Origin of the sequence: endosymbiont of Galathealinum brachiosum (assembly GCA_003349885.1) — a bacterium.
GTDB lineage: Bacteria > Pseudomonadota > Gammaproteobacteria > SZUA-229 > SZUA-229 > SZUA-229.
The window spans coordinates 157311-183371 of the sequence record QFXC01000011.1 but is presented as its reverse complement, the minus strand read 5'-3'; the positions used below and the strand labels follow the sequence as shown (position 1 = coordinate 183371).

The following is a 26061-nucleotide window of genomic DNA, read 5'->3' as shown; positions in this document are numbered from 1 at the left end:
GTTAGAAAAGGAGGCTTCGGCCTCCTTTTTTTTGGTTAAAAATAATTAATGTACTAACATTAATGTAAGTTATTGTGTTTACTGTAGCGAAGTAGAAGGCATAAGCTCTATATGGCTTCATATTGATTCAACTGGTGTTTAATATGTTAAATAAAGCATGTAAAAAATTTACCCTGATCGTAGTTGTTTACTTTATTGCGGTGTTATCTAGTGTAGCAGGCAATGTGCTAACTATTGGTAAAGTGACGGCAACAGAGCGTGAGAAAACGTACAGTGAATTAAAACCGATGGTTGATTATGTTGCGGGGAAGTTATCCGAATATGGGATAAAAAAAGGGGAAGTCTATTTTGCAAATAATAATCAGGAAATGATTTATGCTTTATTAACGGGAAAGGTAGACTGGGTTACAGACTCTATGTTTTCTGCTTTAATTATGGCTGAAAAATCGAGCTCAAACGAGTACATGCAGAAGGCTCGGATTATAGAAGTTTAATAATAGTTAAAAAAGAAAGTAAAATATCAGAAATAATGGATTTAAAAGGTAAAACAATTGCCTTTGAGGACATTGGTTCAAGCAGTGCTTATTTTATGCCATATATTGAGCTGGTTAAATACGGTGTTTCACAAGAAATTAAAAATAGTAAAGGCTCGTTAAAAAATAAAAATAGTGTTAAATATGTTTTTTCAGGATCTGAGTTTGGTCTGGTGAGTGATTTAATGTCGGATAAGGTTGATGCAATTGCTTATAGTGATCAGGATTATGAAGAGTTGCTGCCAAGTATAAAAAATCAGGTAAAAATAATACATAGCTCTGTGTCTTATCCGAAAGGTCTTGAGTTATTTAATTCGAATATGGATAGAAAATTACAATTTAAAATTGTTAATATACTGATGAATATGAATGAAAGTTCAGCTGCTGCTTCAGTTTTAAATGGATATTTCAAAACGAAACAGTTCGAAATATTTTATGAAAACAATTCGATTGAAAATGCTAAAAAGACAATAAAATCCGGTCTTGTCCCGCTGAGATAATTACTTGTCACGGCTATCGGATGCATGGGTCAGGTATAACGCAAGACCTATTAGTGCAATGCCTGCTGCAAATGCCAGCAAATCGACAGGTGATTTAAAATGCATGCCTAATGCATGCTCAAAAAACTTAACTATCAAAATCATCACGATGACTTTAGACAGGCGTGCTTTAAGATCATCAAGGCTATTAATGACTAAAACCTGTGATGCATTTTCAGCATTTTCAGCATCATCTATTTTACTTATAAATAACTCATAAAGCCCGAGTGCAAAAATTAGTAAGACAATGGCAAGCAGGTATCCATCAATTAATTCCACAACATGGGTAATGGTTGTGCTTCTAAGTGCTATTCGTTCTGCGTCAGCTAGCGTGGGGTACTCTACTAAATGACTAATCATGTAAGCAGAATCTATTGTTGCCATATAAAACATAGCAAGACTGGAAACCAGGCTAATAATAACTGCGGCCAAGACAACCAGTCTACTTTTCCAGAGAAATTTTTCGAATATTCTTTCCATCAGACGCTTTAATATGATTTTAAAAGATTGAGTATTTTAACGTGATTTGTGTAGAATTGTGCACAAAATACAATTACATAATAAATAAAAAGGTATCACATGCTTGATCAGTTAACGGTATTAAGTGGCGATTTATCGGGTTTGCTCTGGGGCAACTGGATTACACTAGGTGGCTTATTAGGTGTGGGTCTGTATTTAACAATCAGACTGGGTGTGGTGCAATTTAGAGGCTTTAAGCATTCCATACATATAATACAGGGTAAATATCGTTGTAAAGGTGACAAAGGTGATGTGAGCCACTTTCAGGCTTTATCCACTGCGTTATCGGCCACTATCGGCACGGGTAATATCGCAGGTGTTGCAACGGCTATTTCCCTGGGTGGCCCGGGAGCATTATTCTGGATGTGGGTAACCGCTTTTCTAGGAATGGCAACGAAATTTACTGAAAGCACGTTGGCATTGAATTTTAGAGAAATTGATAAAGATGGGGTGTCAGGTGGCCCGATGTATACCCTGCTTAATGGCCTGAAAATGAAACGTACAGCCATGTTTTTTGCTTTCTTTGCAGCGGTGGCTTCATTTGGTATAGGGAATCTGGTGCAGGTAAATTCGGTGGTGGATGGTCTGGCATTTATTGAGCCGGGTGTAAAAGAATATAGCTGGGTTGTCGGTGTGACGATGGCCATGCTGGTAGGCATGGTGATTCTGGGAGGGGTTAAACGCATAGCGAAGGTAGCCAGTACCATTGTGCCATTTATGGCGATAGTTTATATATCAGTGGCTATGATTGTTCTGATTAATGAATACCAGCAAATACCTGCTGCCATTTCAACTATTTTTAACCATGCTTTAAACCCATGGGCGGTAGGTGGTGCTGCGGTAGGTGAAGCGATTCGTTGGGGTGTGGCAAGAGGCCTGTTTTCTAATGAAGCCGGTTTAGGTTCTTCGCCTATGGCTCATGCCGCAGCAACAACAAATGAGCCAGTGCGTGAAGGCCTGGTTGCCATGATGGAGCCGTTTGTCGATACGCTGGTGATTTGTAGCATGACAGGGCTTGCAATTGTGGTGACCGGTGCATATATAACAGCACCGGAAGATGTAACTGGCGCATCCTTAACTGCTTATGCTTTTAGTCAGTCTATTGGCGATGCGGGTGCAATTATAGTGGGTGGTGGGCTAGCATTATTTGCTTTCTCAACTATTATCGCATGGTCATATTATGGTGACCGTAGTGTTAAATTTATGTTTGGTGAAAAGGCAGTTTTACCTTATAGAGTCGTATACACAATGTTAATTGTAGTGGGTGCAATTGTGCCGTTAAAGCTGGTGTGGAATATTGCGGATGTGACGAATATATTAATGGCCGTGCCTAATTTGATTGCACTGATATTATTAAGTGCACTGGTTAAGAAAATGAAAGATGAGTATTTTGAGAAACATCAAAAATAGTCGTAAGTCGTAAGTCGTAAGTCAAAAGCCAAAGCTTAAACAAACAGGCAAAGCCTGACCGCTTTGACTTAAGACTACTGATTAACGATTGAAGACTTTTAAAAAATCGTCTCTCAAGTAAGAGATGCCATGAAGCAACAGATATTATTTAAATACAAACAGGAGACATCATGTCTGAATTAGAAATTGAAGAATTAAATGTTGGCGAAGGTCAGGAAGCGGGTGCAGGTGAAGGTGCTGAAGTAGTTATAGTACATTACACTGGCTGGTTAACTGATGGCACTAAATTTGATTCAAGCCTTGATCGTAATGATCCATTTAGTTTTACGCTAGGTGTAGGTCAGGTTATTAAAGGCTGGGATGAAGGCGTTAAAGGTATGAAAATTGGTGGTAAGCGTAAATTAACCATTCCACCTGAAATGGGTTACGGTGCAAATGGTGCCGGTGGTGTTATTCCGCCTAATGCAACGCTGGTATTTGAAGTTGAGTTATTAGAAATTCGTTAAGTTGTTTTTTATTCTTCTTCAAAGAAAAAGGCACATCAGATGATGTGCCTTTTTTTATACCTACAATTTATCTACTCTACTAAAAGAGTCTGCTTAGCCATCATGAGTTGCAGCCACGCAGCATGTTTTATCTCTAGGTCGGAGTGATCCAGGTATAAGGGGTAGCTACACCATCAAGAGTAACTGTATACGAGTTACAGCTATTAAAGGTAACGGAGCCAGTTCTACCGTCTGATGTGAATGTAATAGTTCCAGAACTTGGGCGGCCTGCAGTAGAGCCAGTGCAGTTAAATGTAATATCTGTTGCAGTGATTGTTATTGAGCCATGAGTAGGATCAACGACTGTTGCATTTACGTCATATCCAGAAAATTCATCACCTGATACAGATATATTGCTTACGGCATATGTTCTACCATCAATACCGGTTATTGATGTATTGGTTGTGCATGAAAAGCTTGAACCTGAAGTAGAGCATGATACAGAAGCATTAACTGTTTCAGTAACGCCTAAGCCAGTAATGCTCAGATTGTTATAAGTTATAGTGAAATTACTTTCGTTACCGCTAAATGTAACGACACCAGTAATGGTGATGCCATCAGCTACACCACATTGAGAGAAAGTAATTGAACCGGAAGCTGATGTGCTGCCAGCTGAAATGCTGTCGCTGTAGGTTCCGCCAAATGGGCATATTGCTGATACAGGACCTAGTGATGTCGCTTCGAATGCTATTTCTCTGACTTTATTGGAAATTAAGTCAGTTGTGTTTGCTGTGTTAGACGTTTTTGCGAGAAAGTTTGCGCTATCTGCGGTAACGGCCTGCTTTGTACTTTCAGTTGCCGCTATTGCTAAATCTTGAGCATTATCAGCTGAGAGCGTCGCTGCTGTAGGGCCTCCGCCTCCACTACTGCTACAAGCGCTGATTAGCGATAGTAAGCCTATGATAAATAGTGATTTTTTATAAAATATCATGATTAAGTTCCCTGTTTATTATTTTCAGTTTCAAAGCATAGGCGATTGCTTAAAATATTTCTATCTTTAAAAGTGCAAATTTACGTAAGGAAAAGACTACAGATATAGAAGTAAGTGTTTTAGAAAATTAGCAGAAATAGGCTGTTCATGTGAAATTGAGAAAACAGGGTGTGACGTTAATGCTTTTATTTCAGAGGTATTATCAGACAGATTGTTTTGTGTTTCAGGTCCGGTAGAATTGAGTACTACGGCGCATATTTTAAGTTGATGTTTTTCTATTGCGTTAATAGCAAGTAACGCCTGATTAACGGCACCAACCCTATCTTCTGTCACTAATATAACAGGAAGATTTAAACGGCTGGCGAGATCGGCGTTTAGTGCATCTGTACAAATGGGTGAATAAAATCCACCGGCACCTTCAACTAGAAGAAGATCTTTTTCAGTTATATTTTTTTTACATGTCGATACAAGATCGTCAAGTGAAATAGAATTGCCAGAACGTTTTATCGCTAATTGCGGTGAAATGGGTGGTGTATATCGGTAAGGGCAAACTTCATCAAGTGTTATATTTGACTGTGAAGCTTTTAACAAAACACTGGCATCAGCTGGATAAAGTTCATCATTAATTATTTCACAACCGGTCTCAACTGGTTTTCGCGGAATAATATTTAAATTTCTAGATTTTAATTCTGCTGCTATCAGGCACGCTATATAGGTTTTCCCAACGTTAGTATCCGTGCCGGTTATGAATAATCCTTTCATTAAAAAAGTCGTAAGTCATTAGTCGTAAGTCGTAAGTCGTTACCAAAAGATAAGCGCCGTTGGCGCAACCGCTTTGACTACAGACTACAGACTACCGACTTATGACTTAGTTAACCTCTCAAGTGCTTCTTTATATTTCTCTGCTGTTTTATCTGCAATTTCCTGTGGTAGCTCAGGACCGGGAGCTGTTTTATCCCAGTCTAATGTTTCCAGATAATCACGAACAAACTGTTTATCAAAACTCATTGGGCTGCTGCCGGGTTTGTATTGATCGGCTGGCCAGAAACGAGATGAGTCGGGTGTTAAAACTTCATCAATTAGAACAAGCTGGTTGTTTTCATCAACACCAAATTCAAATTTTGTGTCGGCAATAATAATGCCTCGTTCAAGTGCATATTCAGCAGCAGCTTTATAAAGTTTCAGGCTGACATCTTTAACCTGTTTTGCCATGTCTGCACCGAGTAATTTTTCAGTCGCGGTATAATCAATATTTTCATCATGCTCGCCAACATCCGCTTTACTGGAAGGTGTGTAAATAGGTTCAGGCAGTTTGTCGGCGAGTTGTAAGTTTTCAGGCAGATTAATGCCACAGATAGCACCGGTTTTTTGATAGTCCTTCCAGCCGGAGCCAATAATATATCCTCGAACAATGGCTTCTACTGGTAAGGCTTTTAGTTTCTTAACCACCATTGCATGTTTGCTTACAGCTTCACGTTCATTATCATCTGTAATTATTTCACTGAGTGGAATGTCAGCCAGGTGGTTAGGAATAATGTACTCTAATTTGTTTAACCAGAAACGAGTCACGTCATTAAGGATAGTGCCTTTTTCAGGTATGGCTGTAGGCATAATGACATCAAAAGCCGAAATGCGGTCACTGGTGATAATTAACATGTGATTATCATCAATATCATAGATATCGCGGACTTTGCCTTTATGGCGTAATTTGAGATTGCTGATATGACTGGTATGAAGGCTCATTGTGAACTTTGTCTGTTAATTACGAAGGATGTATTTTACTTGAATATGGTGCTGGTCGCGAGTGGAATAGCAGGTAATGTCTGTTAATTAAGCCGGGTTGTTATATGAGTGTGTTTTCATATCCTCGCTGTGTTTCTGATGTTATGTAAGGATTAAAGGTATATACAGAGGGAAACTTGCTGTTTTTTTAAATGTCAGGCAAGCTTGTTTATAGTATAAAAATACGAGTATTGGAGCGTATATTACCTCCAGTATAAACAAATGATAAAGCTAAAAGCAGTTTGACGGGCTTCATTGTTCATGTGGTTTTAATATCATAACAGGCACTGAAAAGACGAAAGCTTCAAATGGAATTACGCACTAATAAAAACTCGCTTCATGATGGCTATATGCTGCACTGGTATGAAATCCAGAAAGTTATTGGTCGTGGTGGGTTTGGTATTACCTATCTTGCTCATGATACTAATCTTGAGCGAGACGTAGCGATTAAGGAGTTCATGCCAGAAGAATTTGCTGTGCGTGAGTCAGACAGCACTGTTCATCCCAAAACCGGTGATCAGGAAAAGTTATATTCCTGGGGGCTGGATCGTTTTATCGCCGAAGCTCGAACGCTGGCCAAGTTCAATCATCCAAATATTGTTCGTGTACAAAGTGTATTTGAGGAAAATAATACTGCTTATATGGTGATGGAGTATGCTGTTGGTAAAGACCTTTCCAAAGTATATAAAAATGAACCCAAATTCACAGAAGAACAACTGCTTGATACCTTTATCCCAATTTTAGATGGCCTGTCACTTGTTCATAATGCGGGTTTTATCCATAGAGATATAAAGCCTGCCAATATTTATATATGCCGTAATAACGCCCCTTTATTGCTCGATTTTGGTTCTGCCCGTCAATCAATGGGAGGCAAAACCAAAGCATTAACCAGTCTGGTTACCATCGGTTATGCGCCATATGAACAATATAACGAGGGCTCAGGAAAACAGGGGCCGTGGACAGATATTTATGCGCTGGGTGCAAGTATTTATGTGGGAATAACGGGTAAAAAACCAATTGATGCATTATTCAGAGGAGGCAGTTTTCTTGAGAAAGGCCTTGATACTTATGAGCCGGTTTCCGTTCTTGCCAAAGGGGAGTATTCGGATAATTTTCTTCTGGCCGTAGATAAGGCGTTAATGTTCAAAATAGAAGAGCGGCCGAAAAATATTCTATTATGGGCCGACATGTTACTGGGTAAGATTGTCGCGCCACCGTTACCAGATTATATGCTTAACCCTCCCGTTATTGATGAAGCGACTGAGCTTTCATGGTCAGATACTGAGTTGGGGTACAGTACTGAAATTTCCAAAAATGCAAATAGCGGAACACAGGGGCTGGTTGATGCGCATGGAAAGCGAACAGCAGGTGATTTATCTAGTGTTATTAAAAATAAGGATGTCTCCGCTGTTGATAATGGGATGCTAGAGACCATTATTAAAAAACCTGAAAATAGAAAAATAGAAAAAACGCAAAACTCCCGGCTACCTATAGTGTTGTCAGGTTTTGCTGTTTTATGTCTTGTCGTTTTTATGTTCTGGCTTTTTAGTGACTCTTCTGACTCTGTTGAGGTGGGAGAAAATAAATCAGCGATTGAAAGTCGGAAGCCAGTTGTTGAACAAGTTGATAAGAAGAAAATAAAATTAAACTCTTTACTGGATAAAGCCAAACAGTCTGAAAATATTAAAAATTATGTTAAGCCGAATAAGAACAATGCATATTACTTTTATCAGGCGGCATTAAAAATAGAGGGTGATAATGAAGTCGCTATAAAAGGTTTAAAAAATATTGAGAATCAGTTGCTCAGGCTGGTTAATCTCGCTTATGAAAAAAATCAGTATGAAGCTACTCAAAAATATCTGGACCATTTGAAACTAATTGGTTCAAATTCAATTGATGTTAAGTTTTTGCAGGATCAGCTTGATGTAATAAATGAGAAAGACAGAGAGGTGGCGTTATCGTTGGTTCACGCTGAAAAACAACTGAAAAATGAACAATTCATAAAACCTGAAAGTGACAATGCATTTTATACTTATAACAAAGTGTTGAAGCAACAGCCAGATAATCAACGTGCATTAGAAGGTATCAAAAACATACAGAAATATTATGTTTCTATGTTTGAAAAAAATATTTCTAAATTTCGGTTGGTAGAGGCAGAAAAAAATATAACTGTAATGAAACAAATACGGGTTTCTAGTGCTGATATTGAAGTGATGCAAAGAGCGCTCAAACAAAGTTATAAAAAACAGTCAGCCCAAAAGAGTGATAAGCCCAGAAAAAAAATAGTAAAAAAATCCGTGGTTAAAAAAACTGTATCGAATAAAATAAAAATTAAGAAACTTGATATCCATCAGGTAAGTAAATTGATAGGTCAGTTTAAAGCTGCATTGCAGGAGCGTAACACTAAAAAAATAAAACAGATGAGCCAGTTTGTGCAGGGTAGATCGCAGTTTGTTGAGCAATTGCATAAACAATATCGAAAAATTAATGTCAGGGTTTCTAATCTTAATTTGATAGCAAAAGAGAAAAGAGCCAAAGCAGTCATTGAGTTAACAGACCTTATTGATAAAAATGGAAACAAAGTAACTCCGGGAAACTGGAGTAAATTTGAAATAATTTTACGTTATAACAAACAGAATCAGTTAAGGGTATATTGGTAAATTATAATTGAGTGATGTAAATTAATTAAGACGGGTGCCGGTTGACATATTTTAATTAATGTGGGTAGTATATAAGCAATACCTTGATACATAATGGAGTGTACATATCATTAAGTTGATATGTGGGAATAAGGAAAATGATAAAAAATATTCTACGTCAATGCTTTGTTTTTTTCGTCTGTTATTCATTGGTGTTTGCACCGATATTAAGAGCAGGTCAGCTCTCCTTGCCTTCTAGTGATCTGGTAGCCCCAGAAATCACTCAAAAAAAATATGTTGATACAGTAGAGAAAAATAAAGATCACAATATCACCGTAACGGTGAAAGACAACGTGGGTGTTAAACAGGTTGTTCTCTATTATCGAGTTATTGGTACTGAGGCATATAAAACTCAGGCTATGCATAATATAAAAGGCTCTGATGACTATCGAGCTAAAATCAAATCATCATCAATTCAATCACCGGGCATAGAATACTATGTGCAGGCCATGGATCATGCTGGAAATACATTGTTGCATGGTTATTCTTTTTCACCTCTTAGTGTAAAAACGGTTGGAGCAGGCGCAGCGATCGCTTCATCTGGTGAGATTAAAAAAAATGCTGAAGAAGATGATGATGAAGGCGGTTTATTCAGCAATAAATGGTTCTGGATTGGTCTGGGCGTGATTGTGGTTGGTGCAGCTGCTGGAGGTGGTGGAGGTGGCGGTGGTGGAGAGCCGACTGCTACTTTATCATTAACAACTGCTGAGCCTGTTCAGTGAATAGTAATGGAGTTACGTATGAATAAGGTTTTTAGAAGTGTAGTGAAATTGATATTTAGTTTTATATTACTGTCTTCACTATATGCCTGCGGTAGTAGTAATAATGAAAAAAATAATGCTACAACAGAGATGCCTTCTGAATTACAAAAGTTAACTTTAACGGGTGGTGGTACATTGGCAGCTTTCGTGACTGTTGATGGAGATACGGCAAATAGAATAGAGATGACAATAGATGGTACAGGTACAGGTTCAGCATCTGCATCTATCTCCGGTTTAAGTCTTGCAGTGCATACGATTGTAATTTCGTATGAATATACGGATGGAGCTGGCACTATTGTTTTAGCAACGGCTTCGAACACGGTTGATTTAACATCTGGTTCTGGAAATCTGAGTTTTGCAGCAGGTGATTATGATCTGGCAACGTATGATGACGATTCTGATGGAATTAGTAATGCCGCAGAACTGGCAGCTGGCAGTGATCCAAGAGTCGACGAAGGAGATGGGCCGTGTGTATTTGGAACATCAACAATTGGCAACTGTGTCTTAGGATAATCATAAATAAATATAGGAAATATTAAAATGAATATAAAGCATAAGTTACTTATTGGCTTCATCCCTTTGTTGTTTGTAAGTCAGAATATAAGTGCAGGAGACTATACTGTTCCTAAGACATATGTTGACGGTGACTCGTTAATTGCGGCTGATTTAAATGCAGAAAATACAAATTTAAAAGCGGCTATAGATGACAATAATTCTAAAGCTACAACCAATACAAGTAATATAACAATTAATGACGGTGCAATTTCAACATTACAGAGTAGTGTCACTGCTTTAGAAGGCGCGGCAGCGATTACGATAATAACAGTTGTTGGTTCAACTTCTATTAATGATGGTACATTTGGGTGCGCTATAGCAAGGTGTCCTGTTTCACATCCTGTTGCAACGGGTGGTGGAGTCGCTCCGCAAAATGTACTGACGATGATTGTTACTCAATCATCACCACGTATTAATGATGCAGCTGTTAATACTTTAACTGCAGATGGAGAGTATGGCAGCCCAGATGGTTGGCAGGCTTGTGCTGTTAATAATAGTGGTTCAGTACATCAGCTTGTTGCAACGGCTGTTTGTGCTAATTTTTAATTGAGAGTAGAAAAAAGGCTGCTTCAGGAATCATTCTTGAAGCAGCCTTTTTAGTTATGAAGATAGATACATATCACGAAGCTCACGTCTAAGAATTTTACCTACATTAGTTTTGGGTACTTCATCTACAAACTCAATACGTTTAGGTATTTTGTAACGAGTAAGTGAAAGCTCGCAATGGGTGCGAATATCATGCTCAGTTATTTGCGTGTTTTTGCAAACCACAATTGCCATTACAGATTCACCGCATTTTTCGTCTGGCATACCGATAACGCCCACTTCAATGATATCGTGGTGGCTCGCGATAACATCTTCTATTTCATTGGGGTATACATTGAATCCTGAAACAATGATCATATCTTTTTTACGATCTACAATCTGGAAGAAACCCTGTTCATCCATAAAGCCAATGTCCCCGCTATGGAACCAGCCGTCGTCATCAAATACTAATGCAGTTTCTTCCGGGCGTTTATAATAACCCTGTGTAACCTGAGGGCCTTTTATGCATATTTCACCATGCTCACCTGTTGGTAAAATATTATTATCATCGTCCTGAATGCTTACATCAGTGGAGGGCATGGGCAGGCCAATTTTTCCATTGTAAGATTTAAGTGTCATAGGGTTGATGCAAACGGCAGGTGATGTTTCAGTTAAGCCATATGCTTCGAGTAAGGTTTGCCCCGTTACTTTCTGCCATTCTTCAGCGACAGATTTCTGTACTGCCATGCCGCCACCAAGTGCCATTTTGAAACTTGAAAAATCAATATCTGAAAAACCAGGTGTATTTAGTAAGCCGTTAAATAAAGTATTTACACCGGTTAGCGCGGTAAATTTTACGCCTTTTAATTCTTTAACAAAATTTTTCATATCTCTGGGGTTAGTAATTAAATGATTTAACCCACCCATCTTCATGAAAAACATGCAGTTAGCTAACAGAGAAAAAATATGATACAGCGGCAACGCAGTAATGATGTGTTCTTTGCCTTTAATTATATAAGGCTCTATCCAGGCAGAAACCTGTTGCAGGTTTCCAACCATATTTCCATGTGTGAGTATGGCGCCTTTAGCTACACCTGTGGTGCCACCAGTGTATTGTAAAAAAGCAAAGTCCTGCTGATTTAGAGTGGGACGAGTATATTTTGATGCATCACCCTGTGAAAGGCATTGTTTGAAATCGTAACTGCCAGGCAGGTTAAAGCTGGGAACCATTTTTTTAACGTGTTTCACAACCAGATTAATTATTGCCGATTTAGGAAAATCTAATTTATCTCCCATGCGTGTCACGATGACATTTTTAATGGGTGTATCTTTTATTACCTGTTGGAGCGTTGAAGCGAAATTTTCGAGAACAATAATGGTCGTCGCACCGGAGTCGCATAACTGATGTTGTAATTCTTTGCCGGTATAAAGGGGGTTTGTGTTAACAACTGTTAGGCCGGCACGAAGTGATGCAAATATTGAAATTGGATTTTGTAACAGGTTTGGCATCATGATGGCAATCTTATCGCCCTTGTTCATTGCCAGTTGATTCTGTAAAAAAGAAGCAAGTTTTCTGGTGTCGTTTTCCAGTTCCTGATAGGTAATGGTTTTGCCGTAATTACAAAAACAGGGGTTATTGCTATATTCGGTGCAGGCCTGTTCAAATACATCAACCAGAGAGTCGTAGGCGGTTAAATCTGCCTCATGTGGAACGCCTTCGGGGTAACTGGAATACCATGCATGAGTCATATAACTATCCTTTTATTCGTTATTATTATCAATTATTTGTTTATTAATATACTAGAACAGTAATTTGATTTCGTATAGTGCTTCTTCCTGCTATTTATTAAAAATAAGAGTTAATTTATGTTTGATTTACTCAGGCAGCCAGTATGGGTGCTTTTTCATAATGGAGTGGAATAACTCAGATTTAAGCCAGTTGTTTAACCAGTTGCGCAGTTTAGGATAAGGAGCGCTTTCGAACCACTTGATATCAACATAAGCAAATTGCCGAACAAATGGGAATAGTGCGATATCAGTGAGTGTTTCCGAGCTACTGGATAAATATTTCTGCTTAGAGAGAATTTGCTCAAGCTGTTCTAAAAAAACTTCTGCTCGTTGGCGATATGTGAGTGCAGAGAATTCGGGGTAACGATCAGCGTATTTATAATGATCAAGATCAATTTTGAACTGAGTGTCATTTTCTAGAATGAGGTCTGGTATTTGCTGTTTTTCGATACAGAATAACCAGTTTTGTGGATCATTCTGCTGTAAAGCCCAGAGCATTATATCAATGCTTTCATCAATAACGGTTTTATCGTTGCAGACCAGCACAGGTACAGTTGCTTTTGGAGAGGCGTGTAACATTTCTGCAGGTTTATTTTTTAAATCAACTTCTCTCAGCTCGACTTGAATATTGCAGTACTGCAATGCCAGACGAGCCCGCATGGCATAAGGGCAGCGCCGAAAGCTGTATAAAACAGGTTTCAGGTTGAGATCTGTCAGGTGTGGCATAAATCGAGACAGTTAGCCTAATCTGTAGAGCTCTGGTAATTAAACTTGTTGCATGGGGTGCTTTCTTCACCGAAACGTTGTTCCAGATAATTAATGATGTCGTTTGATTCATACATCCAGGTAATTTCATCTCCTGAGTCAATTCGCAGGCAGGGGACTTTTATTTTGCCGCCACCGGCTAATAGGTCAGCACGATGTGGGTTTTTCAGGGCGTCACGTACCTGTACCTGTATTTTCAGTTTCTTAAGTGCGCGTCGTGTTTTCAGGCAGAAAGGACATGCATGAAACTGATATAGAGACATCTCATTAGTTGTATCGTTAACGCATTTCTGGTCTTCATCAGAACGCTTGATTTTTTTGATTGGAATAAAAAAGCTAATAAGAATAACCAGGTTGCCTAGACCATTACGAAGGAGTTTTAATAGCACGAGAGAGTCCTGATGAATTTATTCGGGTACTTATTTTATCTTAAAAAACAATAGCTGTACAAAATCGGATGAACGGTAAATCAGGTGCTTATTAATGGAAGAAGTAATGGTAGCTTAATTGAGCTTCGGTAAAGTACAGGTCAGTCTGGTGCTGGCGTAGAAAAGAAAGCTGTACGGCATGGTTGCGTTGCAGATTGAAATTTTGTGTATATTTAATCCGGTGGCGGAATTCATCATGATAAAACTCTTCACCACTGATTTCTATGTGCCCCGTGCCAAATGAAAAGTGTTGTAACAGACCGGTTGAAATGCCCAGGGCTGGCTCAATAGCCTGAGAATACTGGCTGCTGGTTTCTAGCCGTGTTGTAAGCAGGCCATATACCAGATTGTTTGACCAGATGTTATAAGAGGCACCGACACCTGCTGTGACGTGAGCAGTCAGGTGGTCTTCTCCATTAATAATCTGTTGCTCAAGTCCGGTATAAACCTTCCATGATAATGGCTGGAAAAAATCATTTCTTGGTGTAAGTGAAAAAATATCAATCAGGTCAAGCTGTTGTAGTTGCATTTCATCTTCTGTGGCTCTAATGGAAAGGCTGCCTATGTTTATTTGTGCGCCTTCAAGAAAGCCCTTTAAATTGTCTTCAAGGCTATGAAAAGACATGCGAAAATCTAGCTGGGCAAATGACTGGTCGTTATCATCTCCTACAGTAATTGCCATTTTTTTGCTTAAGTGTCCTTTTTCAGGTCGTTGAGATTCAGAATAAGTTATATTTTTTGATGAAAACTTTTCAGTCTTATTGATCGCATTGAGTAACAGAAAGCTATTTTTAGCATTCAACTCAGAACGACCATCATCATTTTGCTGGTAACGTAAATAACGGTAGGCGGTATCAATAATAATATTTTTTTCTTCGATGCTATTTTTTAGAAAAGATTCCGAATGAATTAATTCGGCATTTCTGGAAACTTTTAAAACTAATTCACGCTGAGTAGAACTTAGCTTATCAAGTAAATAATTAATACTGGTTGTTTGTGATGGGCGATAAACTGTGTCTGTCATTAAGTTTGCCTGTTCGATACTACGTACCGTATCAATAGGTATAGCTGTAAGACCAAATTGTTGAGTGAGTTTTAATTCTGGTCGAGCAACCTGCAATAATTCAAGCAAACGATACGAACAGTTTTCATCGAAAAAATAATAGTCAAATTTTATATTTTTTAGTTCCCATAAGTGTAATACGATTCGTTTTGTTTCTTCAGGTGTTAAATTTAAAGGGTATTCCCATATGTCTCTATTCTCCTGACGGTTATATTCTTTAATTTTTTCATAATAAGGAGCCACTATAAATGTGCCTGAATATCCTCCGGCCAAACCTTTTACGGCAAAAAAAATAGAATTATCACTGCTCTGGATATTTGCACCAAAATTTACAGCCGTGGATAACCAGGTTGAAGCCTGTTCGCTATCGGCAGGGTCAATACGTAGTAATGTATGACCAAACATTGAAGAAGGGCTGTTCAGGTGGTATGCAGGAAAAATTAAACTGACTTTTTCTTCGGGTACTTCTTTTCTCCATTTTGTATACTCGTCACAGCTAATATTTGGTAGCTGCTGAAAACTATTGGGATATTTGTTTTTTAACCAGCTAAAGCGGGCGATAAATCGACATTGAGCATGTTTGTTTTTATTTATGATGTTTGTATTATAAAAAGACTTTAATGTTTTCTCTAATTCATTTTTTGGGTTTGTTTTACCATCTTGAGCATTAAAAAAGACTGGATCATCAACCTGGCTTATATAATCGTTAAAATCAGGTCCTCCCTGATAGTGTAAAAGATTAAGCCATTCAATATCTTTCCATAATTCGGAATCCGAGGTGTTTTTTATTAACTGTTGTAATTCGGTTTCGATGGCAGAATTTTCGAGAGCCTTTACCTGAGAAGTAATTGAAAAAAACAATACGGCGTATAGCCAGAAGAATCTTATAAAATACATTAGGAGGGTGAGAGTGATATTCGAGAATAAAAAAGGCCTGAGTTTTTACTCAGGCCTAAGTAATTTAAGCGAACTTAAATTGCGTATTTAGAAAGCTGTGTATCAGACTTCATCATTAACTGTAAAGAAGAATATACCTGTTCAGCTGTTACATCCTGATTAGGAAAGATTGTGCTGAAGTTGCTATGCGTAAGTTGAGCAAAGTGTGCACGATCTTCAGGAGATACGCCCATTGCTACAGAAACGGCAGTCATTGCTTCACCTTCGCCTTTAGCTGCGTCTTCAGAAAATTCATCCATTACTGATGCAAGCATAGATTGACCGCTATAACCAATCGCACCGCCAGTGGTGCAACCATTTGTACCAGTAGTCATACCGAAAGTATTGTTGCCTGATGTGCCATTAGTTGTAACGGCTAAAATATGTGGTGCAGGACCAGACTGGCCTTCAAATAATGCGTTACCCCAACCGCAACCACCACCACCAGGTGCTACTGCAAATGCACTTGAAGAAGCCAGTAATAATAGCGTGCTTGATACTAATCTTTTCATCTTATTTTTCTCCGTTAAATCACTTATGATGTAGCCATATATGGCATTGTGTCCTGATCAATACTAGCAGCTTGTGCTGGTTATGCAATAACAGGATGTTAAGATAGATCACGTTTTTGATAATCTCTGGTTTTGAGTGTTTTAAGCCGGGTGAGGGTGTTTTTTTATAAAAAAGGAATGTTATTGAACAGATATCTAACCATCATTCTATTCAGCTGTTTACTGTTAACAGCGTGTACCAATGCATTTTTTCAGCCTCTCAAGCAACACCTTGCCTCTCCTGAGCAATATGAAATTGAGTATGAAGATATTTATTTTAAAGGCGATTCGGGCCTGAGTTTGCATGGCTGGTGGTTCCCTGCATCAGGCGATCATAAAGCAACTATACTTTTTCTGCATGGTAATGGTGAAAATATCAGCACACATTCAGGGCTGGTTTTCTGGTTAACACAGCACCAGTATGATGTTTTTATTTTTGATTATCGAGGATATGGCAAATCGGAAGGGAAAACCGAAATAGAAGGAGTGATGAGTGATATTCAAAGTGCCAGAGAATATGTGGTATCTCGTAAGAAAGCAGATAAAAAGCTATTCATTATTGGGCATAGTCTGGGTGCGAGTCTGGGTATTTATAATATAGCTAAAAACCCAGATGGTATTGATGCAATGGTGCTGGTGTCTCCATTTAATGACTATCGTCAGATTGCACGGGAAACACTGGATAAATCCTGGCTGACATGGGCGTTTCAATGGCCAGCATCCCTGACTATTGATAGCCAGTATAATCCAATTGATTATGTGGGGTTATTGCCGGATAAACCGAAACTGTTTCTCTATAGCGTGGATGACAGGATGATAGCGGCTGATCATGTTATTCAGCTGTATGAAAATGCCCGTGGAGAAAAACATAAAGAAGAAGTGACGGGTGATCATAATAGTCTTTTTGCCCAAAAAGAAAATCAGCAGATTATTCTTCATTATCTTAATCAGTGGTCTAAATAAAAATTAGTTTATTATCGATTAGTGTCTGTTTAATGCTTAGTAAATCCTGCTCTTTGTACTCAGCAAAATCTGCTTGTCCCCATACCGGTGCGGGCCAGCAAAAGTCATCTGTAAATCGACCGATTATGTGTATATGCAGCTGAGCTACGATATTTCCAATTGTCGCTATGTTCAGTTTATCGGTTTTAAAGTGTGATTCAACGAAATGGGCAAGCTGATTTGTAGCGTTGTTAATTTGAGCCTGATGATTAGCGGTTAGTTTAAATATTTCGTTTTCATTAGTATCCGGCACAAGAATGAACCAGGGGATGAGGGCGTTTTTATGCAATAACAAGGTGCAGTCACAAATTTGACCAAGAGTATAAGTGTCGGCCTGTAGTTGAGGGTGTAATTTTACGCTCATCAGGAGTCTCCCTTCATAGCGTAATCGAGTTGTACTATCGTTAACGCATCATTTTGCTGCCAGTGCTCTTCATTACTCAGTATTCCCAGAGTGATCATTATATGTATACCTTCTATATCGCCATACTCCATCAGGTTTTTACGAAGCTCCTCAAATACATTACGATCAATTTCAATATTTGTTTCTAATTGTTGACCCGAAAATGTCATTACCCCCAGTTTGTGAAGGCCTGACTCAGTAACAGGGTAATCAGGTGTCTCATCTACCTGTAAAAAGTTAATAGAGACACTTGTGTTATGATTTTGTAAAAAAGCCTGACCAGGTATTTTTCCATTTATACTCAGTTTTCTGCCTGTTTGCTGTTCATTATGTGATATTGCCATTTGTAATGAATACAGGTGCCCCCAGTTATTTATGGGGAACCTAAGTGATTGAATTTTAGTCATTTATAGTGGTCTTTTTTTAGTGTGAAAGATAAGTGAATAATAGTTTAAAAAGTACACATCTTCTGGGCTATATTTAAGTATGCCAGATTGATTATAACGATGGTAAATATAAGGCTGAATTTGTAAGGCTCATAAGGATTTAATGATGTTATCAGGTTGTAAATTGAATAAAAATACCAAAAATAGAATTCCAGGTATATTTTTAGTTGTACCGCTGTATCTATTTATAGTTAGTGTTTCTCAGGCTGCGATCAGTCTTGATAAAAGTTATAAGCCAGAATCAGGCAAGTCATTCGGTAATATTGTCGGTATGGTGCAATTAAGAGATGGCACTATAGCCGCTGCAGATGCTAATCAAGGTCAATTAATTCAGTTCACAGAGCAGGGTGTTATTTATAAATCTTTAACCGGTTCAAAAAATATATTTAGCTCAGAAAGGTTGGGTGGTTTAAGTCTGGCGGGTGAAGATATGCTCGCAGTAACTAATATAAGTGACAACCAGTTTGTGATAATTACTCCTGATGGTGAACTGGTTACACGTATGGGAGAAAGTGGTAGCAGTGCGGGAGAAGTGTCTGATCCTAAAGGCATTGCATATTCAAGTAATAGACGTATTTATATTGCAGATAGTGACAATAACCGTATTTCAGTATTTGGTGCTGATGGCGTTTTTCTTTCAACTTTTGGCAAGAAAGGTTTGAAAGAGGATATGCGTTTAAAACGCCCAACACAGATTTTTGTCGATAGTAAAGAAAGAATATATGTGTTTGAGGCAACTGAAGAAGGCCAGTTTTCTATATTTAATTATGATGGGAGTCTAATTAAACGACTGAATCATAAGTCGCTTAAAAAAATAGTAGACGGTGAATTAAGAATTACCGCCATGGCGATTGATGAAACGGGTTTAATATATCTGGCTGATTCAGATAATGGACGTGTTTATCAGATAGACTGGGAGAAAGAAAAAAAACTAAATGGCTTTGGGAGCAAGGGAGAAGAACGAGGCCAGTTTAATAAGATTTCATCATTGCTAGTATTAAGTGATGGGCGTGTAGCTGTTGCTGATAGTGAAAATAAAAAAATCGAAATATATAAAATCCCATCACTTAATCGAATTGTAGAAGAACAAATTAGATTGCCTACTGTGACTCGGTATTTGCCGATTAAAATGAAATGTGATCGTGCATATAGATTGGATGATGGGAATGCGCTTTGTCTAAATCGTGATAGAGAAAATGCCAGTATATTTTCAGCAAAAAGTAAATTTATAAAAAAACTGGCTAAATTAGATAACCCGCGAGCTGCATCAGTTAGTGATAATAAAATTGTCATTCTGGATGGGGGAAGAATAAAAATATATGATAAAGACGGAGTCAAAAAATTTGAAGGAAAGGGTTATGCAGGAGAAGGATCTGGAGCGGGTAAGTTAAGTTCGCCACAATCAGTGTATTCACGGCATGATAAAATATATGTTGCCGATACTGGGAATGGTCGAATACAAATTTATTCTGCTGATGGAATATATCTGGATAAAATCGAAAACCCTAAAGGTAATGGCAAACAAATATTTTCTGAGCCTGTAGCTGTTGTGGTCGATGCACAGGGAAATATATTTGTAGCTGATAAAATGAAAAAACAGCTGCACGTTTTCTCAAAGCAGCATGATCATCTATATTCTATAGGAGGCGAAGAAGACAAAAGTTCACCCTTTAATAAAATCTATGATTTGGCAATAGATGCAGACAATAATTTGTATGTATTATGTGGAACTGAAAATAATCAATACTCAATACAGCTTTTCAATGGGCCTAAAAAAATAATATCTTTTGCATCAAAGCTGGAGTCTGATGCAGGAATGGAAGAGCCAAGAAATATAAGTGTAGCAAAATCAAAGCGTACGCTAGTTGGAATTTATGATGAAGAAAAGAAACGTTTATTGAATTTTAGTTACTTGCAGGTGCCAGCTAAAGTGGCCGGATTAACAGTGGTTGGCAGTATAAAAGAAACACATGTTAGCTGGACTGCTGTCCCCGGAACATTTATTAAAGGTTATAACGTTTACGGTGCAGAAGAAGAAAGTGGGAATTATGAGTTTGTTGCTCAGGTTTATGAGAATAAAGCAATAATTGAGCATTCGAAGAATGCAGCTAAATCATTTTATAAAATAAACGCTTTCACTGGTCTTGGTTCTCAGGGTAAGTTTTCTCGAATAGAAGAAGATATTTTCATTAAAGGGTTTAATCTTTTTCAGAATAATAAGTTTGAAAAGGTTGTCGAAATATTCAAGCCCGCTATAACCGAAAATATTGAACAGCCAGAAATGTTAAAATATTTAGGTTTAAGTTTGCTTGAATTAAATAATATTGAATCAGCAGTTCTGGCGTTTCGAGAGTTATCAAATATAAAAGAATATGAGAATCAGGGCTTGAATTTACAAATAAAAGCACTGGTGGCTGCCGAGGATTATATATCAGCTAAAGCAATTATAGATAAGGTCATAGAGGAAAAAACAGCTGAAAATAATACGTATATTTATTGTGGAGAGCTTAGTCTTAAGTTAGGCGATCCTATTGGAGCGGTTACCTGTCTGGAAGAAGCATTGCTTCGAAATGATAAAAGTATACAGGCTCATTTTTTGATGGGTGATGCATACGTAAAATTGGATATTATTGAAAAAGGCCTGGAAGAGTATGACAAGGCAGCATCAATTGAGCCGGACAATGCAGACGTGTGGTATCGCAGCGGATTAATAATGCGCGAACTGGGTAAAACAGATGAAGCTATAGAGCGATTTAAAAAAGCTGTATCTTTAAATAAAAATCATCTTGCGGCACAGTTGTCGCTAGCCAAATCTTATCTGGATAAAAAAGAATTTTTACAAGTAAAAACAATATCTTTATCACTGGCTGGAAAAGATGAAACGGCAGCGGTGGGTTTGTATTTGCTGGGGCTTGTGGCTTTTGCTGAAGGTTCTAACGGTGAGGCTTTGTTGTCATTGATGAAATCAACCAGAATAGATAAACATCACTCAGCTGCCTGGTTGGCGCTAGCTGATGTGTATGTGGCAATGGGAAAAGATGAAAAATTACGTCCTACTCTTGAAATGGCAGTTAAAGCAGATCCGATTATGTTTAATGCTTCGATGAGACTGGGTGAGCTGGAGTTAAAAGAAAAACAGTTTGATTCAGCGGTCGATATATTTAAAAAATCAGTTGAGTCAAAACCTGATAACTATCAGGCAAGGATAAAACTGGCGAAAGCGTTATTTGAAACGGCTGATTATAATCAGGCTAATGTACAGGCCGAAAAAGCAAGTAATTTAAAACCCGATGAAATTGAGCCATTAGTAATGTTATCTGAAGCTTCAAATAAACAGGGAAAAATTGGTAAATCAATAGAGTATATGAAAAAGGCCATGGATAAACAGCCTAATTCATTAGATCTGACATTGTCATTAGGTGGCCTGTATAGTGAAAACAATTTATTTGATAAGGCCAGGGTTGAATTAGAAAAAGCTGTAATTCTGGATGCTAGTTCATATAAACCTCATGTTTTGCTGGGCAGTTTGTTTTTAAAACGAAGATTATTTGACGAATCAATAGCGTCGTATGATAAAGCGATATCGCTTGAGCCGAGCGCTGATAATAAACTGTTATTAGATAAGGCTTATGCGGAAAAGAAAAAATCATTAGAATTTAAATCAAATGCGCCACAGATTGTTTTAAAAGATTTAAAGCTGAATCAGATATTTTCAGCGACTTATAAACAATATGTAAATAAACCTGTTGGACAAATACGCATTCAAAATACCAGTGGTACAGACTACGGCAACTTGAAGCTTACTTTTTCTATTAAAGGTTATATGGATTTTCCAACGACAAAAGAAATTCCAAATCTAGCGGCAAATGAGACTCAGGAATTTGATTTATTGGCATCATTTAATAATAAGATTCTTGAAATAGATGAAGATACAGGTGTGCAGGTTGAAGTGGCATTGAGCTTTGTTCGTGATGGTAAAGATGATGATATAAAATTAACTCAACCTATGACGATATATGGGAAAAATGCAATTATCTGGTCAAATTCTAATATGGTTGGTTCTTTTGTAACGCCTAAGGATGATACTTTGCGTGATTTTGTTCGACAGGCTATAAATGAGAATAAACCAGAATCAGGGCCATTGAGTGACAATATTGTTACGGCAATGACTTTGTTTGATGTATATAGTGCTCACGGAATACGGTATGTTGTTGATCCTAATAGTCCTTATTCTCAGGTTAATAATGATCGAGTCGATTATGTGCAGTTTAGTAGGGAAACATTGAAAATTAAAAGCGGAGACTGTGATGACTTATCTGTTCTGATGAGTGCAGGACTGGAAAATCTCGGCGTTAAAACAGCGATACTCGATGTGCCAGGGCATCTGTTAATGATGTTTGATTCAGGGTTTAGTGTCGCCGAAAAAGATCGTATTAGTTTACAGGATAGTCTGATGGTCGAGCATAATGGGAATATATGGATCCCTCTGGAAGCAACAATGATAGGCACATCATTTGCTGAAGCCTGGGCAGAAGGTGCTCGGAAATATTATAAATTTGAGAATGAAAAATCCTTGAATGCTATTCTGCTGGAAAATGCCTGGAAGGAATTTCTTCCTGTTACATTAAGGCCTGCAAGTTATACAATTAAAGTGCCCGGTGAAGAGAAGGTGAAACCGCTGGTCAATAGAGAGCAAAATATTTTAATGCAAAAAAGTCTGGATCGACTGATTAAGCCATATGAAGTTATAGCAATGTTGAACCCGCAAGATACTAATGCTTTGATGCAGGTGGCAATCATATATGCCAAGAATGGGTTATATACGCAAGCAGATAAAACATTTGATGAAATTCTTAAAAAGAGCCCGGATAATAGTGCGGTGCATAATAATCGTGGCAATATCTTTTATTCAAAAGGTGAATTTGATCAGGCTATTGAGACATATAGCTTTGCAGAGCAGTTGGCTGCTAATGATCCGGGAGTTAAAGTTAATATGGCAATGTCATATTATCAGTTAGGACAATTGAATGATGCGCGATTAAAGTTTGATGAAGCGACTATGATTAATCAGAATGTAACTGAAAAATATTCTGGTCTTAATCAATTATTAAGTCGTTAAAATGTAATTTTAAATGGAGAAATGAATGAAGGTTTTACTGATATTGGGGCTATTGTTTATTTCGGCACCCTTAATGGCAGAAAATATAGATCCTGAAGATGTTGTTAAGGCAGAAAAAAAGAATGCATTCAAAGGATTGTTCTATACGGTGTGGAATAAATTTAAATCCATGAGTCCAAAAAATGAAGATAAATTGAGAACGGTAACCGTTACCATGGGAGTGCGAGGTGCTGAAACTACCAGTACTATTTTGCAGCCTTACTGGAAAGATGATAAAACCAGTGATAAGCAGTTTATGGAACAGTTAGAAGATTTTGCGAAGGCGCAGACGATGGCTGACAATGGTGATCTTGAGAATGCGAATCAGGCTTTTAATGGATTTGTTGAAAAGTATCCAGAGAGTGATTTAAAGCCAAATGCACAATTTGCAGAGGCACTTACAATGGGGGCAATGGGAAAAGCTTCAGAAAGTAACCTTTCTTTTAAAACATTTATTGATCAAAATCCCGATCACCCGTTGGTCAAAGAAGCAAAGCTGGTTATGAATGAATTAGAGTAGTATCTGGAGGTGGCTATCATAAAATATTATTGATTGTGATAGACCTCAATGAAGTAGGAAAATTTATCAGTATTGAATTGATGTTGAACATAAGCCTGTATATAAGGTATATGTTTGGCCTCAATAGCCCAGCAATGATATATATCATTCCAGATGGGGTTGCCTAATATTTTTAATAAAGTATTTATTTCCAGACCGACTAGTATTTCTTCATCGAGAAGATTTTTACCATTAACTTTGTACCAGTTAAGAATAAGCTCATATTTTCCTTTAATATGATGTTTATCCGGACGCTGAATATCAGACACGTTATTTATGCCGCTGTTGTTATGTTGAATTGGTTCCATGTGTTCACTTGGGAATAATACCCTTAAATTTCTGTTTTCGAGTGTAAAGGGTATTAAATTAGCCTGTGTAAGATATTGATCACCATCAAATAATCAGGGTATGGCGCGGCAAATTTTCTTTATATGCCTGTTTGCGCTCAGGTTGTCGCTTTAAAAACATGTGAATATCCAGCATCCTGTTATAATCTTAGCGTCTTAGAACATCCTTAAATACTGTAATAGTGATTTTGTCAGGTATTAGATTGGGTATGAAAATGAATCCGGGAAAAACCATTGTTTAAACTTGTAGAATCCAGAGTTAAAGAGCTTTTTGCCCATAATAAAAATGGCTTATTAAATGGGCGGCAGATTGGAGTGGAAAAAGAAAGCTTGAGAGTTTCCCCTAAAGGGGGGATTTCCCAGTTAGAGCATCCTGCATCACTTGGCTCAGCCCTGACGAATCCATATATCACTACAGATTATTCAGAGGCATTGTTAGAGTTTATTACCCCTCCGTCAGAGCATATTGAATCCGTTCTTGATTTTTTACGTGATTCACAGGTTTATGTGTATAAAAAATTGCAACAGGATGAAATTCTCTGGGCAACGAGTATGCCGTGTGTTGTTGCAGGTGAAAGCAGTATACCTATTGCTAACTTTGGAAGTTCGAATGCAGGTCAGATGAAAAGTGTTTACAGGCGAGGTCTGGGGCATCGATATGGTCGTGCAATGCAAGTTATTGCGGGTGTGCATTTTAATTACTCTTTGCCAGAAAATTTCTGGCCAATTTATAAAGAAATTCTGCAAGAGAATGAACTTAGTTTAAAGGACTTTCAGTCGGAACAGTATTTTTCTATGGTTAGAAATTTACAACGATATGGTTGGTTAATTCCGTATCTGTTCGGTGCTTCACCAGCCGTTTGTAAATCGTTTCTTGGTGGTGCAGAAACGAGTCTGCAGGATTTTGACGAAAACACATATTTTGAACCTTATGCAACCTCATTACGTATGGGAGATATTGGTTATCAAAATAATAAAGAAAATGAGAGTGGTGTGAAGGCGTGTTATAGAAGCCTGGATTCGTATGTAAAAACGTTACAGTGCGCAATAGAAACGCCGTTTCCAGAGTATGAAAAAATTGGTATTAAAGTTAATGGTAAATATCAGCAATTAAATGCAAATTTATTACAAATAGAAAATGAATATTACAGTACGGTAAGGCCTAAGCAAATTGTGCAGGGGAATGAAAAGCCAATAATTGCACTAAAAAAACGAGGTGTTCGATATGTTGAATTACGATCACTTGATGTTAATGCATTTGATCCATTAGGCATAAATGAAACGCAGTTAAGATTCATAGAAATATTTATGCTGTTTTGTTTGCTTACTGAAAGTGATCAGATATGTTTTAGTGAAAGAGAAGAAATTGATCAGAATGAGTTGCTGGTTGCGCACCAGGGGCGTGATCCTATGCTAGAGTTAAATCATAATGCAACCAAGCATAAGTTAAAAGACTGGGCTAAAGAATTGCTGGATGGCATGCAGTCAGTTGGTGAGTTACTGGATCAGAATAAAGACGGAACGCCTTATCAGGATGCGCTTCAGCACCAGCTTGGAAAAGTTCTGGATCCAGAGTTAACGCCATCTGCGAGAATGCTAAATGAAATGCGTGAAACAAAGGAAGGTTTTTATCATTTTGCAAAAAGAATGTCTGAAAAACATAATAAATATTTTACAAAATTAAACTTAACTGAAGAACGCAATCAGTTTTTTGATGATGAAGCGATTAAATCTTTAGAAAGGCAGAAACAGATCGAGGAGACTGATGATATGAGTTTTGAAAAATATTTACAGACTTACTTTTCTCAGAAATAAA

The 26061-nt window shown here is 37.8% G+C and carries 24 protein-coding genes; 12 read left to right on the top strand and 12 right to left on the bottom strand.

Annotated elements, in window-relative coordinates; translation table 11 throughout:
- Positions 1 to 143: 143 nt before the first annotated feature.
- Positions 144 to 494, top strand: a complete 351-nt coding sequence (locus tag DIZ80_09190; GenBank protein RDH82456.1) for a hypothetical protein — start codon at positions 144 to 146, stop codon at positions 492 to 494.
- A complete protein-coding gene (locus DIZ80_09185; GenBank protein RDH82455.1) occupies positions 446 to 1033 on the top strand; it encodes a hypothetical protein in 588 nt (195 codons plus the stop codon). Before DIZ80_09190 ends, DIZ80_09185 begins: the two co-directional genes overlap by 49 nt.
- On the opposite strand, the gene DIZ80_09180 is transcribed toward DIZ80_09185, so the two are convergent.
- A complete protein-coding gene (locus DIZ80_09180; protein ID RDH82454.1) occupies positions 1034 to 1552 on the bottom strand; it encodes a hypothetical protein in 519 nt (172 codons plus the stop codon).
- A 99-nt stretch (positions 1553 to 1651) separates the two neighbouring features.
- Between DIZ80_09180 and DIZ80_09175 the strand changes: the two genes are divergently transcribed.
- Positions 1652 to 3001, top strand: coding sequence for a sodium:alanine symporter family protein (locus tag DIZ80_09175; protein RDH82453.1), 1350 nt, complete (start codon positions 1652 to 1654; stop codon positions 2999 to 3001).
- A gap of 167 nt (positions 3002 to 3168) precedes the next feature.
- A complete protein-coding gene (locus DIZ80_09170) occupies positions 3169 to 3507 on the top strand; it encodes a peptidylprolyl isomerase (GenBank protein RDH82452.1) in 339 nt (112 codons plus the stop codon).
- Between the two features lie 133 nt (positions 3508 to 3640).
- On the opposite strand, the gene DIZ80_09165 is transcribed toward DIZ80_09170, so the two are convergent.
- From DIZ80_09165 to DIZ80_09155, 3 genes are all read right to left on the bottom strand, one after another.
- Positions 3641 to 4477: a hypothetical protein gene (locus DIZ80_09165; protein ID RDH82451.1), complete on the bottom strand. Its 837-nt coding sequence runs from the start codon at positions 4475 to 4477 to the stop codon at positions 3641 to 3643.
- 96 nt (positions 4478 to 4573) lie between these two features.
- Entirely contained in the window at positions 4574 to 5239 is a 666-nt protein-coding gene (gene bioD, locus DIZ80_09160) for a dethiobiotin synthase (GenBank protein ID RDH82450.1), read from the bottom strand.
- Between the two features lie 99 nt (positions 5240 to 5338).
- A complete protein-coding gene (locus DIZ80_09155; GenBank protein ID RDH82449.1) occupies positions 5339 to 6220 on the bottom strand; it encodes a phosphoribosylaminoimidazolesuccinocarboxamide synthase in 882 nt (293 codons plus the stop codon).
- A 347-nt stretch (positions 6221 to 6567) separates the two neighbouring features.
- Here DIZ80_09155 and DIZ80_09150 point away from each other — a divergent pair, with 347 nt between their 5' ends.
- From DIZ80_09150 to DIZ80_09135, 4 genes are all read left to right on the top strand, one after another.
- Entirely contained in the window at positions 6568 to 8919 is a 2352-nt protein-coding gene (locus tag DIZ80_09150) for a hypothetical protein (GenBank protein RDH82448.1), read from the top strand.
- A 137-nt stretch (positions 8920 to 9056) separates the two neighbouring features.
- Positions 9057 to 9680: a hypothetical protein gene (locus DIZ80_09145; protein ID RDH82447.1), complete on the top strand. Its 624-nt coding sequence runs from the start codon at positions 9057 to 9059 to the stop codon at positions 9678 to 9680.
- 18 nt (positions 9681 to 9698) lie between these two features.
- A complete protein-coding gene (locus DIZ80_09140; protein RDH82446.1) occupies positions 9699 to 10232 on the top strand; it encodes a hypothetical protein in 534 nt (177 codons plus the stop codon).
- 27 nt (positions 10233 to 10259) lie between these two features.
- Positions 10260 to 10820 carry a hypothetical protein gene (locus tag DIZ80_09135; protein ID RDH82445.1) on the top strand — a complete coding sequence of 187 codons (561 nt, stop codon included), beginning with the start codon at positions 10260 to 10262 and terminating at the stop codon, positions 10818 to 10820.
- A gap of 54 nt (positions 10821 to 10874) precedes the next feature.
- On the opposite strand, the gene DIZ80_09130 is transcribed toward DIZ80_09135, so the two are convergent.
- The 5 genes from DIZ80_09130 to DIZ80_09110 all read right to left on the bottom strand — a co-directional run bounded on the left by DIZ80_09130 (position 10875) and on the right by DIZ80_09110 (position 16291).
- On the bottom strand, positions 10875 to 12548 hold the full coding sequence (locus DIZ80_09130) for a long-chain-fatty-acid--CoA ligase (GenBank protein RDH82444.1): 1674 nt from the start codon (positions 12546 to 12548) through the stop codon (positions 10875 to 10877).
- A gap of 126 nt (positions 12549 to 12674) precedes the next feature.
- Positions 12675 to 13289, bottom strand: coding sequence for a glutathione S-transferase (locus DIZ80_09125; protein RDH83137.1), 615 nt, complete (start codon positions 13287 to 13289; stop codon positions 12675 to 12677).
- Positions 13290 to 13330: 41 nt separating this feature from the next.
- Positions 13331 to 13741 carry a glutaredoxin gene (locus DIZ80_09120; protein RDH82443.1) on the bottom strand — a complete coding sequence of 137 codons (411 nt, stop codon included), beginning with the start codon at positions 13739 to 13741 and terminating at the stop codon, positions 13331 to 13333.
- A gap of 91 nt (positions 13742 to 13832) precedes the next feature.
- Positions 13833 to 15740, bottom strand: coding sequence for a hypothetical protein (locus DIZ80_09115; GenBank protein RDH82442.1), 1908 nt, complete (start codon positions 15738 to 15740; stop codon positions 13833 to 13835).
- Positions 15741 to 15814: 74 nt separating this feature from the next.
- The gene (locus DIZ80_09110) at positions 15815 to 16291 is read right to left on the bottom strand and encodes a hypothetical protein (GenBank protein ID RDH82441.1); all 477 of its coding nucleotides are present in this window, start codon (positions 16289 to 16291) and stop codon (positions 15815 to 15817) included.
- 177 nt (positions 16292 to 16468) lie between these two features.
- Between DIZ80_09110 and DIZ80_09105 the strand changes: the two genes are divergently transcribed.
- Positions 16469 to 17293: a hypothetical protein gene (locus DIZ80_09105; GenBank protein RDH82440.1), complete on the top strand. Its 825-nt coding sequence runs from the start codon at positions 16469 to 16471 to the stop codon at positions 17291 to 17293.
- Here DIZ80_09105 and DIZ80_09100 read toward each other — a convergent pair.
- Together DIZ80_09100 and DIZ80_09095 are read right to left on the bottom strand one after the other, a co-directional pair.
- Entirely contained in the window at positions 17286 to 17696 is a 411-nt protein-coding gene (locus tag DIZ80_09100; GenBank protein ID RDH82439.1) for an HIT family protein, read from the bottom strand. The genes DIZ80_09105 and DIZ80_09100 overlap by 8 nt on opposite strands.
- Positions 17696 to 18079 carry a hypothetical protein gene (locus DIZ80_09095; protein ID RDH82438.1) on the bottom strand — a complete coding sequence of 128 codons (384 nt, stop codon included), beginning with the start codon at positions 18077 to 18079 and terminating at the stop codon, positions 17696 to 17698. The genes DIZ80_09100 and DIZ80_09095 overlap by 1 nt, the downstream gene beginning before the upstream one ends.
- 205 nt (positions 18080 to 18284) lie before the next feature.
- Between DIZ80_09095 and DIZ80_09090 the strand changes: the two genes are divergently transcribed.
- Positions 18285 to 23300, top strand: coding sequence for a hypothetical protein (locus DIZ80_09090; protein RDH82437.1), 5016 nt, complete (start codon positions 18285 to 18287; stop codon positions 23298 to 23300).
- A gap of 25 nt (positions 23301 to 23325) precedes the next feature.
- Positions 23326 to 23859, top strand: a complete 534-nt coding sequence (locus tag DIZ80_09085; protein ID RDH82436.1) for a hypothetical protein — start codon at positions 23326 to 23328, stop codon at positions 23857 to 23859.
- Between the two features lie 26 nt (positions 23860 to 23885).
- On the opposite strand, the gene DIZ80_09080 is transcribed toward DIZ80_09085, so the two are convergent.
- A complete protein-coding gene (locus DIZ80_09080; protein ID RDH82435.1) occupies positions 23886 to 24206 on the bottom strand; it encodes a hypothetical protein in 321 nt (106 codons plus the stop codon).
- Between the two features lie 273 nt (positions 24207 to 24479).
- Between DIZ80_09080 and DIZ80_09075 the strand changes: the two genes are divergently transcribed.
- Entirely contained in the window at positions 24480 to 26060 is a 1581-nt protein-coding gene (locus DIZ80_09075; GenBank protein RDH82434.1) for a glutamate--cysteine ligase, read from the top strand.
- Position 26061 lies beyond the last annotated feature (1 nt).